11 protein-coding genes and 1 pseudogene are annotated in these 13,802 nt (G+C 58.6%); 3 read left to right on the top strand and 9 right to left on the bottom strand.

Features of this window, described 5'->3' with window-relative positions; translation table 11 throughout:
• The 4 genes and pseudogenes from ABYT07_RS03975 to alr form a co-directional block, all read right to left on the bottom strand.
• Window positions 1-143, bottom strand: a pseudogene (locus tag ABYT07_RS03975) (paraquat-inducible membrane protein A); the annotation flags it as partial.
• Window positions 144-229: 86 nt separating this feature from the next.
• Window positions 230-934: an ABC transporter ATP-binding protein gene (locus ABYT07_RS03970; RefSeq protein ID WP_372989621.1), complete on the bottom strand. Its 705-nt coding sequence runs from the start codon at window positions 932-934 to the stop codon at window positions 230-232.
• Window positions 931-1,704: an MlaE family ABC transporter permease gene (locus ABYT07_RS03965; RefSeq protein ID WP_372989619.1), complete on the bottom strand. Its 774-nt coding sequence runs from the start codon at window positions 1,702-1,704 to the stop codon at window positions 931-933. The genes ABYT07_RS03970 and ABYT07_RS03965 overlap by 4 nt, the downstream gene beginning before the upstream one ends.
• The gene (alr, locus tag ABYT07_RS03960; RefSeq protein ID WP_372989618.1) at window positions 1,701-2,735 is read right to left on the bottom strand and encodes an alanine racemase; all 1,035 of its coding nucleotides are present in this window, start codon (window positions 2,733-2,735) and stop codon (window positions 1,701-1,703) included. Before alr ends, ABYT07_RS03965 begins: the two co-directional genes overlap by 4 nt.
• A gap of 429 nt (window positions 2,736-3,164) precedes the next feature.
• Here alr and ABYT07_RS03955 point away from each other — a divergent pair, with 429 nt between their 5' ends.
• On the top strand, window positions 3,165-4,430 hold the full coding sequence (locus ABYT07_RS03955; RefSeq protein WP_372989623.1) for an alpha/beta hydrolase family protein: 1,266 nt from the start codon (window positions 3,165-3,167) through the stop codon (window positions 4,428-4,430).
• Between the two features lie 94 nt (window positions 4,431-4,524).
• Here the strand turns inward: ABYT07_RS03955 and ABYT07_RS03950 are convergent, their stop codons facing one another.
• From ABYT07_RS03950 to ABYT07_RS03935, 4 genes are all read right to left on the bottom strand, one after another.
• The gene (locus ABYT07_RS03950) at window positions 4,525-6,021 is read right to left on the bottom strand and encodes a replicative DNA helicase (RefSeq protein ID WP_372989617.1); all 1,497 of its coding nucleotides are present in this window, start codon (window positions 6,019-6,021) and stop codon (window positions 4,525-4,527) included.
• Window positions 6,022-6,179: 158 nt separating this feature from the next.
• The gene (locus ABYT07_RS03945; RefSeq protein ID WP_372989616.1) at window positions 6,180-6,860 is read right to left on the bottom strand and encodes an orotate phosphoribosyltransferase; all 681 of its coding nucleotides are present in this window, start codon (window positions 6,858-6,860) and stop codon (window positions 6,180-6,182) included.
• An 87-nt stretch (window positions 6,861-6,947) separates the two neighbouring features.
• Window positions 6,948-7,988, bottom strand: coding sequence for a dihydroorotase (pyrC, locus tag ABYT07_RS03940; RefSeq protein ID WP_372989615.1), 1,041 nt, complete (start codon window positions 7,986-7,988; stop codon window positions 6,948-6,950).
• Window positions 7,989-8,021: 33 nt separating this feature from the next.
• Window positions 8,022-9,032 carry a phosphoadenosine phosphosulfate reductase gene (locus ABYT07_RS03935; RefSeq protein ID WP_372989614.1) on the bottom strand — a complete coding sequence of 337 codons (1,011 nt, stop codon included), beginning with the start codon at window positions 9,030-9,032 and terminating at the stop codon, window positions 8,022-8,024.
• Between the two features lie 259 nt (window positions 9,033-9,291).
• Between ABYT07_RS03935 and ABYT07_RS03930 the strand changes: the two genes are divergently transcribed.
• Window positions 9,292-10,203: an AAA family ATPase gene (locus ABYT07_RS03930; RefSeq protein WP_372989612.1), complete on the top strand. Its 912-nt coding sequence runs from the start codon at window positions 9,292-9,294 to the stop codon at window positions 10,201-10,203.
• Window positions 10,204-10,279: 76 nt separating this feature from the next.
• Complete coding sequence (locus tag ABYT07_RS03925) at window positions 10,280-11,533, top strand: VWA domain-containing protein (protein ID WP_372989610.1); 1,254 nt, start codon at window positions 10,280-10,282, stop codon at window positions 11,531-11,533.
• Here ABYT07_RS03925 and purL read toward each other — a convergent pair.
• Complete coding sequence (gene purL / locus ABYT07_RS03920; protein ID WP_372989609.1) at window positions 11,530-13,689, bottom strand: phosphoribosylformylglycinamidine synthase subunit PurL; 2,160 nt, start codon at window positions 13,687-13,689, stop codon at window positions 11,530-11,532. The two genes, ABYT07_RS03925 and purL, sit on opposite strands and share 4 nt — an antisense overlap.
• Between the last annotated feature and the right edge of the window lie 113 nt (window positions 13,690-13,802).

The following is a 13,802-nucleotide window of genomic DNA, read 5'->3' as shown; positions in this document are numbered from 1 at the left end:
TCAGACGCCCAAAGCGATTGCAGGCCGCTGAGAACCGAGATTTCGGTGAGTCCGAAAAGCGGCAACATACCCGCGCGCAGCAGTGGTGCGGCCCAGGCGATGGGGTAGAGGATTATGAGAGACAGGTTCAAGGCGCGCAACATGGGCGTTGTTTAGGGCAGGCGGCGCTGGCGCGCCATTTGATATTTGCGATTTGCTGGGCGCAAATCGGGGCCCTCGGCGAGGATATTTAAGAGCCAGAGAAGAGGAAGGCGTTGAGTTTGGTGTCGTTCGATCCGGGCAAATCAGCGGGGGTGCCTTGCCAGCGGAGTGTACCTGCATCCAGCAGCGCGATGTGGTCGGCGATGGTGTGCAGGGTCGTCATGTCATGGGTGATGGTGAGGGTGGTTGCCCCGGTTTCCGCCACGAGGTCGCGGATCAGATCGTTGATGGCGCGGGCCATGATTGGGTCGAGGCCCGTGGTCGGTTCGTCGAAGAACAGGATTTTCGGATCAGTGGCGATGGCCCGGGCGAGGCCTGCGCGCTTTTGCATGCCGCCCGACAGCATTGCGGGCAGGCGGTCGGCTACATCCGCTTCAAGACCGACGCGGGCGAGTTTTTCAAGTGCTATGGTGCGGGCCTGTGATTTTGGCATCTGGCGCAGCAGACGAAACGCGACATTTTGCCAGATGGGTAGGCTGTCGAAAAGCGCGGCCCCTTGGAACAACATGCCGAAATCATTCAGGAAAGCGGCGCGGTCAAGGGGGCGGCTGTCTTGCATGATGGTCCCGCTGTCTGGTGTGACGAGGCCAAGTATTGATTTCATCAGCACCGATTTTCCGCTGCCCGATGTGCCGATCACGACGGTTGATTTACCCTTGGGCAGGGTCAGCGTGACGCCGCGCAGGACAGGGGTGCCACCAAAGGATTTGTGGATGTTCGTAAGCGTGATCATAGGGCGAATATCACCGCTGTCAGGACAAAGTTGGCGGCAAGGATCAGAATGGCTGCGGCTTCGACTGCGGATTTTGTGGCGCGGCCCACGCCGCGTGCGCCGCGCCCTGCATGAAGACCGAAATAGCAGCCCATGAGTGCCGCGATCAGGCCAAAGGCAGTGCCTTTGATCAGAGAGGACGCGATATCCAGTGGTTCGAGGAAATTCACGGTATTGCGCAGATAGGCACCGGGGCTGAAGCCCAGCGATCCTGTCGCGACGAAATAGCCGCCCATGATGCCGATGATATCGCCCACGGCCACCAGTAGCGGTACGACCAGCAAGGCGGCAAGCACGCGTGGCACGGTCAGATAGCGCAGCGGGTCGGTGGATAGGGTGATCAGGGCGTCAATCTGTTCGGTGACCTTCATCGTGGCGATTTCGGCGGCGATGGCTGCGGTCACACGGGCGGCGACCATCAGCCCCACCAACACGGGGCCAAGTTCACGGACCATGCCGATGGCGACGATCTGGGGCACGACGGCTTCGGCGTTGAACCGCGCGCCACCGGCATAGATCTGCATCACCAATGCACCGCCGGTAAACAGCGCTGTCAGACCGACCACCGGCAGCGAAAGCCAGCCGATTTGCACCAACGCACTGCCGAACTGGCCCGCATAAAACGGGGGGCGAAAGATGTGCACCAGTGCAGAGCAGGCAAAAAGAGCAACGCTGCCGATCGTGGCAAGAGCGGCCAGGGTCAAACGCCCGAGGGCCGCAAGAAGCTTCACGCCAGATAGTCCCGGTCGTAACGCGCCCCCAGCGAGGTTAGGATTTCATAGCCGATAGTGCCAGCAAATCCGGCGACCGTGTCAACTGTTTGATGGTCGCCAAGCAGTTGCAGGTGGGTGGGAGTGTCGGGCAGAGCCGTGATGTCAACGGTGATCAGATCCATTGAGACACGCCCGACAACAGGCACTTTCTTGCCGTTATGGGTCATGGTTGCGCCATTTCCCATCGCGCGGATCAAACCGTCAGCATAGCCGCCAGACACCGTTGCAATGCGCGAAGGGCGCGGTGCGATCCAGCCACAGGCATAGCCGACAGAGCCGCCAGCAGGCACTTCGCGGATTTGGACCACGGGCAGGTCCAGCGTGACCACCGGCTGAGCATCGGCGAAAGGTAGCCCGCCATAAAGGCCGACGCCGGGGCGGGTCAGGTCAAAATGATAGTCAGTGCCCAGCAAAATGCCCCCTGTCGCGCCCAGCGAAAGCGGGATTTTCAGGCCTGCCGTCATCTCGCGAAAGGAATTCAGCTGCGCCGCGTTCATCTTGTGATCCGGTTCATCGGCGCAGGCCAGATGCGAGATAATGAGCTTTGGGTTCTGGCTAAGGGCGATGTCGCGCAGGGCAGCCCATTCGGCGGGGTCCATGCCAAGGCGGTTCATGCCGCTGTTCAGTTGCAGGCCAAACGGATGGCCGGGCAGGGTTTCGACATGTCCGATCAGCTGATCTACGGAATTTATCATCGGGGTCAGTTGCGCCGATTTGATCTTTTCTGCGTCGCCGGGCATGTGACCCGCAAAGACATTGATCGCGGGGCCGGGGCCAAGCACGCGGCGCAGGGCCACGCCTTCTTTGGCGATGGCCACAAAAAACTGCCGCGCGCCTGCCTGCGCCAAAGCGGGGGCGACACGGTCGATGCCCAGCCCGTAGGCGTCGGCTTTGACCACGGCACCGGTCTGGCTTTGGGACATGCGGTTCAGCATGTGCCAATTGGCGGCAATCGCGTGCAGGTCGATGGTAAGTGTTGCTGTTGTCATGGGGGCTGTTTTGACAGGATGGCGGCGCAGGTCAATGGGCTGGGGCATCACTGTTCTGAGAAATTTGCGCAGAATCGAGGTTAGGCGTTTGCCGCGCAGGGCAATCGGACGGTATTTCGGCGGGGCCTGCTGCCAGCGTGATCACATCATTGTGGTCAGACATAAAAATGCAATGCAACCCGGTATAGGATCACCGCAGAAAACAGGGCTGCGCGGCTGTTGGATTGTGCGCAGTCCCTGCGAGGGTTTTGACTGTGCCGCGACGACAGTTTCGCGTTTTACTTGCAAGGTGGGCTGAACACGGTAGCTTGAGCCTGACAAAAGTCAGGGTGCGAAAACGTGCTCGATTAAACGGGAGGAGAACCGAAGTTGACCCAGATATACAGAATTACGCCGGTGCTGGCGGTTGTTGCAGGCTTTGCCGCGCCGATGGTTTTGGCTGAAAACCGGATTGATACGCAATTGCCGAATGCCCCAGAGATGGCAGCGTATGGTGATATGGCCGTCGGTGTCCGGCAGATTGAACTGATGCATGCTGACCAGATTGACATCCTGTCCATCGACCCCGAAGCACCCAAGCCGGAAACGATGCCGACATATGACCGCTCCTTGACGGTCGAAGTCTGGTATCCTGCTGCCGACGGTGCCAGCGGTGATACTGAATTCAAGGCATTCCTGCGCGATGGTACCACCGAGGTGACGGTGAACGGTCAGGCCATGCGCGATGCAGACCCTGCAACCGGCACGGCCTATCCGTTGGTGATTGTGTCGCACGGCTATCCGGGCAACCGCTTTTTGATGTCGCATCTGGCTGAAAACATCGCCTCGAAGGGCTATGTTGTTGCGTCCATTGACCACACGGATTCGACATACCGCACACAGGCGGCATTCGGGTCGACCTTGGTGAACCGGTCTTTGGATCAGCTGTTCGTGCTGGATGAAATGGCGCGGCTGTCGGGCGATGGGGAATCGTTTCTTAACGGGTTGGTCAATGCCGATACCGCCGGCATCGTTGGCTATTCGATGGGCGGCTACGGGGCCGTCATCACCGCGGGCGGCGGCGTGACCGAAGCATCGGTCGCCTATTCCTGGGGCGCACCGCATGGGACATTGGCGATCCACCAAGCGGGGTCAAACACCCATAACGCGCTGCCTGATCCGCGCATCAAAACCGCCGTTGCCATCGGCCCCTGGGGCATGAACACCGGCTTTTGGGATGCCGAAGGGCTAAGCGGTATCAGAATTCCGATGCTGTTCATGGCGGGGTCGCAAGACATGACATCGCTTTACGAAAAAGGGGTGCGCGCAATCTGGGAAAACGCCAGCGGTACCAATCGCAGCCTTTTGACCTTTGAAAATGCCGGCCACAATGCGGCAGCTCCGATGCCGGCCCCTGCGGAATCATTCCGCGATGATGAACGGCTGGGGTTCAACGTGTCGGCGCACTATACGGACCCGGTGTGGAATCAGGCGCGTATGAACAACATCGCCCAACATTTCGTAAGCGCATGGATGGATTTGTACCTCAAGGGGAACGAGACGGCGGGTGAATACCTTGATCTGGTCGAGAATTCCAATGATGGCGTCTGGTCAATGAACGAAGACGGCACGGCCAAAGAAGATCACAGCTATTGGAAAGGGTTCGCCAAGGATTCGGCCAAAGGGCTGCGGTTCGAGGTTAAAGCGCCCGAGTAATCCGGCGCAGAAGACGACAAAGAAAAGGCGGGCGGATCACATATGATCTGCCCGCCTTTTACGTTTACGCTGCGCAGCCCTGCTTTGGCTGGCCTTAAAATTCCTGATCGTTGTCGTTGCTTTGCCATGGCTTCACAAGGTTGCCAAAGCGGGTAAAGCGCCCCTCAAAGCTGAGATCGACCGTGCCAATCGGCCCGTGACGCTGCTTGCCAATCACAACTTCGGCGCGGCCATGCAGGCGCTCCATCTCTTCTTGCCACAGCGCCATCTTGTCCAGTTCGTGATCACCGGGCTTTTCACGCTCTTTGTAATACTCTTCGCGGAACACGAACATCACGACGTCGGCGTCCTGTTCGATCGAACCTGATTCGCGCAAATCCGACAACTGCGGGCGTTTGTCTTCGCGGTTTTCCACCTGACGCGACAGCTGGGACAGGGCGATCACGGGGATATGAAGCTCTTTGGCGATGGCCTTGAGACCCATGGTGATTTCCGAGATTTCGTTTACCCGGTTTTCGTTTTTGCCGGTGCCGCGCACCAGCTGCAAATAGTCGATGATCAACAGGTCCAAACCGTGGGTCCGTTTCAGGCGGCGCGCGCGGGCGGAAAGCTGGCTGATCGGCAGGGCAGGCGTGTCATCGATATACAGCGGGCAGGCCTCAAGCGCCTTGGCGGCATCCACGAAACGGCGAAATTCGGTCTCGGTCATGTCACCCGACCGGATTTGCTGCGACGGGATCTCGGCGGCTTCCGACAGGATCCGCGCAGCCAATTGTTCGGCGCTCATTTCGAGGCTGTAAAACCCTACGACGCCGCCATCCACAGCACCTTCGGTGCCGTCATGCAGGGTGCCACGGCGATAGGCCTTGGCGACGTTATACGCGATGTTCGTCGCAAGCGAGGTTTTCCCCATCGACGGGCGCCCCGCAAGGATCAAAAGGTCAGACGGGTGCAAGCCACCCAGCTTTTTATCCATGTCGATCAGTCCGGTGGATACACCCGACAACCCGCCATCGCGCTGATAGGCGGCGTTGGCGACATTAACCGCGTCCGTTACCGCCTTGAGAAAGCTTTGAAATCCGCTTTCAGTCTGGCCTTGCTCGGCCAGTTTATAAAGCTGCTGTTCGGCTTCGACGATCTGCTCGCGCGGTTCGGATGCCACATCGACCTGTGCGGCCTTAGCGGAAATATCGCGCCCCAGTTGGATCAGATCGCGGCGCACCGCCAGATCATAAATCATCTGCGCATAGTCACGCACGGCAAACGCACTGATCGCAGCACCGGCAAGCCGCACCAGATAGGCAGGCCCGCCCAACTCCTTCAGGCCTTCGTCATCCTCCATGAACGCCTTAAGCGTGACGGGCGAGGCAAGGTTGTTCTTGGCAATCCGGGCGCTGGCAATCTCGAAAATTCGGGCATGAACCGGGTCATAAAAATGCTTAGGCCCGATGATCGACGCCACGCGGTCGTAGATATCATTGTTGGTCAGGATCGCGCCCAAAAGCTGCTGTTCGGCCTCGATGGAATGGGGCATGCTCTCTGCCGCCTGAACCGTCAGCTGATTGCCGTTGATGCTGGAAATCTCGTTCATCGACCCTGTGCCCCACTATTACATTACCCCGGACTTTCACATAACCGAGGTGTCAGGCATCGTGCAAATTGTATAAGCTGTGGATAACCTGAAATCAGCGCTAGCATACTGCATATCGTGTCTCATTGCACGGCAAATCACCAGATGCTGTAAGTCTGTCAGGTTGTTTTTCGGGCGTCCTGCCATTCTTTCGGCGCGTTCAGAAACGCCTCGACCTCGCTCAGGGTGGCCGCGTCAAACGCGCCTTGGGCTTTGGCTTCTGCCAGAACATCCCACCAGGTGCATAGGCTGTGCAGGCTAACCCCATGGTCGCCCAAGGTCTTTTCAGTCTGTGGAAAAATCCCGTAGTAGAAAATCACCGCCGTGTGCGCGCACGTGGCCCCTGTTTCACGAATCGCGTCAACGAAACTGATTTTTGAACCGCCATCGGTGGTCAGATCCTCAACCAGCAACACGCGCTGACCTTCGGTCATTTCGCCTTCAATCCGCGCGTTACGGCCGTACCCTTTGGGCTTTTTGCGCACATAGGTCATCGGCAGCGCCATGCGCTCTGCCACCATCGCGGCAAAGGGAATGCCTGCAGTCTCACCGCCAGCAATGTTATCAAACGCCTCGAACCCCGCGTTGCGCATGACGGTGACGGTCAGGAAATCCATCAAAGTCGCGCGGATCCGCGGATAGCTGATCAGTTTGCGGCAATCGATGTAGGTGGGGCTTGGCAGGCCGGACGCCAGCGTAAATGGCTCGGTTGCATTGAAATGCACGGCCTTGATCTCCAACAGCATGCGGGCGGTCAGGCGCGCCATTTCGGTCGAGTCGGGATAGCTGGTGGGGATCATCTGATTTCGTCCTTTTTGTCCAAGCCTTTGGCTTCTCTGGCTTTCAAATATCCTCGCCGAAGGCATAAAGTCTATGCCACTGGCCCATCAATCTGCGCTGACGCTCCAGTTTAGTGGCATCATAGGGTCAAATATCGTCACTGGCCCCTCGGGCGTGTCGATATGCGCGGGAAAGCTGGCCGGTGTCCGGCTAAGCGTGAGAGTCGCATCGTTCACGGGCAGTCCATAAAATGCAGGGCCGTTCAACGAACTGAATGCCTCAAGATGCTCTAGCGCGCCGTCTTGTTCGAACACTTCCGCCAAGATCGACATTGTATTGGGCGCGGTAAAGCAACCCGCACAACCGCAGGGCAGCAATTTATTCGCATCGGTGTGCGGTGCCGAATCTGTCCCGAGGAAAAACCGCGCATCACCTGAGGTTGCCGCTTTGCGCAGCGCCAGACGGTGGGTCTCGCGTTTGGCAACCGGCAGGCAATAATAATGCGGTTTTATCCCCCCGGCCAGAATGTGGTTCCGGTTGATCACAAGGTGATGCGTGGTGATCGTGGCCGCCACATTGCTGTCGGCAGAGCGCACATAATCAGCGGCATCAGCTGTCGTGATATGTTCCATCACCACTTTCAGGCCCTGATGACGTTTGCGGATCGGGTCCATCACGCGCTCGATAAAGACGGCTTCGCGATCGAAAATATCGACCTGTGGGTCGGTGACTTCGCCGTGTGTGCACAGGGGCAAGCCGATCTCGGCCATGCGCTCCAACACGGGCGCAACCTTGTCGAAATTCGACACGCCGCTGGCAGAATTGGTGGTGGCACCGGCGGGATAAAGCTTGACCGCTTTGACCAATCCGCTGGCATGTGCAGCGGCGACATCGTCCGGATCGGTGTCTTCGGTCAGATACAATGTCATCAGCGGGGTGAAATCCACACCGTCCGGCAAAGCTGCCAAAATCCGGTCGCGGTAGGCGGCGGCATCTGCCCCGCGCACCACAGGTGGCACGAGGTTCGGCATGATGATCGCACGGGCAAAATGCGCAGCGGTATATGGCAAAACAGCACGCAGCATGTCGCCATCGCGCAAGTGCAGGTGCCAGTCATCGGGACGTCGAAGCGTGAGGGTCTGTGTCATGGCCTGTGTGCTAGCACAGGGCCAGGATCGGCGCTAGGGGGCGGCTTTCTTTAGCTGTTCGTCGGGTGCAATATCGTCGGCAACTGGGTCTTCGCCCTTTTTGGCTTCGGCTGCAGCCAACTGCATCTCTGCCTCGATCAGCTTTTGTTTGCGTACGAAGCGCGGCGCAGGCATCCGGGCGTTCACATAGCGGCACAGATGCAAGATCAGCTGTGTGCGGTCATCCGCTTCAAGCGTGACCAGAAGCGCTTTCAAATAATTGCGATGATCCCGCCGCGAACGGAACAATTCTGCAAAACTCAAGGTATCCAGCGTGCCTTCTACGGCAAGGTTCAACAAGGTCTCTAACTGGTCAAGCTGAAGCAATTCCGACTGCAAAGCCACGCCCATGTGGCGCATCCGCAGCTTGGTGACATTGGGGCGCGTGAACAGGCTGGCATGCATCGCGTCCAGTGCCACCTTGGGGTCATACAACACGAAAGCAGCTTCGGCGGCGTCCAGCATATCGGGCGCATACCCATAGCGCGTCGAAAAATCGGTGCGGCGCATTTCCTTGAAACGATCATCCCATTCCGCAATTCTGGGATCAAGCGTGGCTTGGGGTTGGATCGCGACAACCCACGCGCCGGGTGCGGCAACCGAATAGGCCGCCGCAGCATAGCCCGCAGGCCCCGCGCCGTAAAACACAACCTTTTCGAATTCATCAAAGAACCCGTCGTCAATCAACCGGTCAAAACACGCATAGACCGCTGGATCCCTAAACCATGTATCACCTTCCGACGCGATACACAGGTTGGACCAGCCATAGTTGCGCACCAAATCCCACCCCAAGGGTTGCGAAAGGCTCGACAATGCGCGCATGCCATTCACGGTCTCAAAGGTGACCAACAGCGTCGGGCTGCGTTCGACAAAAACGGCGTGGTGCTTGTTGCCAAGATCCTGAAAAAATCCGTCCTCTTCGGCTATTTCCGCGATGGCCAACAGCCATTCGTCCTTGGCCAGACCCGCCAAAGATGTGTCGATCGTAAAAGGTGCATCGATCATGGTCGTGTCCTCAATGGTTTTTCGCACGATTTCAACGCGCCTTTTGTCTGTGTTAACTGTGTAATGCGGCAAAAATACGGAAATTAGATGCGCATTTAAAGCGCAGTGTCGGATAACCTGTTGAACAAAGGTGGACCCTCGGCCAAATTATCGCAAAATCGACCCGCCAAAAGGCCACCGGCCTTGACCGCGCGGGATCAGGGTGCACCTTTGCATCTTAGCAAAGGCGCACCAAAGATGCGCAAGAGGGGGGACCGCCATGAACGACCTATCATCGATCGATGCCGTACAAGCAATGCTGGAAGGCCAAGGCTATATCTGCGGGCGCGCTTTGGGCACGGTTGTGTTTCTCAGCCTGACCCTTGGCCGCCCGCTTTTCCTTGAGGGCGAAGCAGGCGTCGGCAAAACCGAAATCGCCAAGGCGCTTGCCGCCGGGTTGAACCGCAAGCTGATCCGCTTGCAATGTTACGAAGGGCTTGATGCGTCCTCGGCGGTCTATGAATGGAACTTTCCCGCCCAAATGGTGGCGATCCGCACGGCAGAAGCGGCAGGCGATACATCCCGCAAGGCGCTCACCACCGAATTGTTCAGCGACGATTTCCTTATCGAACGCCCGCTGCTCGAGGCAATGCGCCCAGACGAACGTGGTGCGCCGATCCTGCTCATCGACGAACTTGACCGCACCGATGCTCCGTTCGAGGCATTCTTGCTCGAAGCGCTCAGCGATTTTCAGGTGACGATCCCCGAACTGGGCACCATCAAAGCCCCCGAACCGCCCATCGTGATCCTGACCTCGAACCGCACCCGCGAAGTCCACGACGCGCTCAAGCGTCGCTGCCTATACCACTGGGTAGACTACCCCGATTTTGACCGCGAGATGGAAATCCTTTCCGCCCGCGCCCCCGAAGCCTCGGAATCTCTCAGCCGTGAAGTGGTCGCCTTTGTCCAGCAGTTGCGCACCGAAGACCTGTTCAAAAAACCCGGTGTCGCCGAAACCATCGACTGGGCCAAATGTCTGCTGGCCCTCGATGTCATCAACCTCAGCCCCGAAGTCATCGCAGACACCCTTGGGGCAATTTTGAAATACCAAGACGATATCGCCAAACTGCAAGGCTCCGAAGCAAAGCGCATCTTGGATCAGGCCAAAGCATCTCTGGACCCCGCGCAATGACCCACCCCGTTATTCCAAATGGAACAAAATCCTTGGGGGCATGGGGGCAGACAGCCCCCATGACATAAAAGGTACCATGGAACATCTGCCCTTAGAACTCCCCGATAACCCGAAACTTGCGGGGAATATCACCCATTTCGCCCGTGCCCTGCGGCGCGCCGGCCTGCCCATCGGGCCGGGCCGGGTGATCGACGCCATTCGCGCGGTCGAGGCGGCAGGTTTTACCGACAAAGTCGATTTCTACTGGACGCTGCACGCCTGTTTTGTGAACCGACCCGAACATCGGACGGTCTTTGCACAGCTTTTCAGGCTGTATTGGCGCGACCCGCGGTATCTTGAGCATATGATGGCGGCAATGCTGCCCGCCATCCGCGGCGTGCAAGAAGAACGCCCAGCCCAAGCCGCCGAAAAACGCGCGGCCGAGGCGCTATTGGACGGGGCAGAGGACCCGAACAAGGACAGTGCTGAAGAAAAAGAACCCGAAGAAACGCTGATTGAGGTCGACGCCAGCTTGACCATGTCTGCGCAAGAACGTCTGCGCAGTCTGGATTTCGAACAGATGAGCCTTGCCGAAATGGCGCAGGCGAAACGGATGCTTGCAAAGCTGAGCTTGCCGGTGAAACCCATGCCTTCGCGGCGGGGTATGACCGCATCGAATGGACGCATCGATGTGCAAAAAACCATGCGCGCCGCCCTGCGGCGCGGCGGCGAGATGGACAGGCTGATGCTGAAAAAGCCCCGCCCGCGCTATCCCAATCTGGTGGTGCTTTGCGATATTTCCGGTTCGATGAGCCAATATTCCCGCACGGTTTTGCATTTCCTGCACGCGGTCAGTAACGCCAAGGGTGCGGGTTGGGCAAAGGTGCACGCCTTCACCTTTGGCACGCAACTGACAAATATTACCCGCCATTTGGCGACCCGCGATGTGGATGCTGCCCTCAAGGCTGCTGGCGCACAGGCGCAAGACTGGGAAGGCGGCACCCGGATCGGGGCCTGCATCGAGGCGTTTAACCGCGACTGGTCGCGGCGTGTGATGGGACAGGGCGCAGTGGTGTTGCTGATCACCGATGGGCTGGACCGTGATAACCCCGACGATCTTGCGCGGCATATGCAGCGCTTGCACCTGACGGCGCGGCGGCTGATCTGGCTTAATCCGCTTTTGCGTTGGGACGGTTTTGCGCCAAAGGCGGCGGGCATCCGCGCGATGCTGCCGCATGTGGACAGCTTTCGCGCGGGCCATTCAATCGCGTCGCTCGAAGAGCTGGCGCAGGTGATTTCCCGCCCCGATGACACGGGCGAGAAAACGCGGCTTATGGGCCTGTTGGATTAGGCGAATGCCTCTGCAAAGGCACCGCGGTAGCTTGCGCTAAGGTCGGCCAGCGGTGCGGTGATCCCGCCAAAGCTGACCTGATCGCCCCCGAATTTCCCGACGCTTTCAAGATGAAGCCCCGCGTTGGCGGCCGCAATCATTAGCGCTTCGGCCTGATCAAAGTTGCAGGCGATCAAATAGCGCGCCTGATCTTCGCCAAACAATGTGGGCGTGTCAGCGGCGTCCAGTGTTACGCCGACCCCAGCAGCATCGGCCAACTCGAATGCGGCCAGGGCGAGGCCACCGTCGGACAGGTCGGTGCAGGCTTTGATCATCTCACGATTGTCGCGGATAAACGTGCCGTGAGCTTTCTCGGCTGCCAGATCAACGGTTGGCGCGTCGCCATCGCGGCGGTTGAACACTTCCAGCAGCAGCGCAGATTGCCCCAGATGCCCTGTGGTGGCCCCCAGTACCAGTGCCACATGACCGTCGCGCACATCTTTGCCGATGATCTGGTCGGTGTGGGTCAAAAGACCTACTGCGCCGATGGTGGGCGTGGGCAGAATGCCTTTGCCGTCGGTCTCGTTATAAAGCGATACGTTGCCTGACACGATGGGCATGTCCAGCGCCGACACCGCTTCGCTGATGCCTTTGATGGCACAGACGAACTGGCCCATAATCTCGGGCTTTTCTGGATTGCCAAAGTTCATGTTGTCGGTTGTCGCCAAGGGCAAGGCCCCAACGGCACAAAGGTTGCGGTAGGCTTCGGCGACGGCCTGCTTGCCGCCCTCAAAGGGGTTGGCCTTGACATAGCGCGGCGTCACATCCGAGGTGAAGGCGATTGCCTTGTCAGTGCCGTGCACGCGTACGATGCCCGATCCCAGACCGGGTGTGCGGGCGCTGTCGCCCATGACCATGGTGTCGTATTGTTCGTAGACCCATGCCTTGGAGGCGTAGTTGGGGCTGGCAAGCAGGGCCTGCAGGCCGTCGATCGGATCAATGCCCGGTACGTCCGACAGGGGTTCTGCCGCGGGGGTTTCCACCCAAGGGCGGTCGTATTCGGGGGCGTTGCCAGATAGCGCTTTCAGCGGCAGGTCGGCTTTGATCTCGCCGTGGTGGACGATCAGGAAACGATCTTCGGCGATTGTTTCACCAACGATGGCAAAATCAAGGTCCCATTTGTCGAACACGGCTTTGGCTTCGGCCTCAAGTTCGGGGCGCAAAACCATGAGCATGCGTTCCTGAGATTCCGAGAGCATCATTTCATAGGCGGTCATGGCTGTTTCGCGGGTCGGGACCTTTTCAAGGTCCAGACGCACACCAAGGTTGCCTTTGTCGCCCATTTCCACGGCGGAACAGGTCAGACCCGCTGCACCCATGTCCTGGATCGAGATCACGGCACCGGTGGCCATCAGCTCAAGCGTGGCTTCCATCAGGCGCTTTTCCGTAAAGGGGTCACCAACCTGCACGGTGGGGCGCTTGTCTTCGATGGTGTCATCAAATTCGGCTGAAGCCATTGTCGCACCGCCAACACCGTCGCGGCCGGTTTTGGCCCCAAGGTACACAACAGGCATCCCGACGCCCGAGGCTGCGGAGTAGAAAATCTTGTCCGTATCGGCCAGACCGGCGGCAAATGCGTTCACAAGGCAGTTGCCATCATAGGCGGTGTCAAAACGGACCTCGCCCCCGACAGTTGGCACGCCAAAGCAGTTGCCGTAGCCACCAACGCCTGCGACCACACCATGCACCAACTGGCGCGTCTTGTGGTGATCTGGTGACCCAAAGCTGAGCGAGTTCATCGCCGCAATAGGCCGCGCGCCCATGGTAAAGACATCACGCAAAATGCCACCAACGCCGGTGGCCGCCCCTTGATAGGGTTCGATGTAGGACGGGTGGTTGTGGCTTTCCATCTTGAAAACCAATGCCTGACCGTCGCCAATATCGACGATCCCTGCGTTTTCGCCCGGCCCGCAAATGACCTGTGGCCCTTCGGTGGGTAAGGTGCGCAACCATTTCTTGGAGGATTTGTACGAACAGTGTTCGTTCCACATCGCCGAGAAGATGCCAAGCTCGGTAAAGCTGGGTTCGCGCCCGATGATGTCTAGGATGCGCTGGTATTCATCAGCGTTGATACCGTGGCTGGCGATAAGTTCTTGCGTGATAGCTGGTTCGGTCATGGTGTGGATATCCCCTTGGCAGATATGGCGGTACTCTTAGAGGAAGGCTGACGCGGGGAAAAGGCCAAAGGACATTTGAGCTATGGCCAAAAAAAAGGCCGAGCATGAAGCTC

The organism is Sulfitobacter sp. (assembly GCF_041552635.1).
Lineage (GTDB): Bacteria > Pseudomonadota > Alphaproteobacteria > Rhodobacterales > Rhodobacteraceae > Sulfitobacter.
The sequence above is the reverse complement of the archived record's forward strand: the minus strand, read 5'-3'. Positions and strand labels throughout refer to the sequence as shown.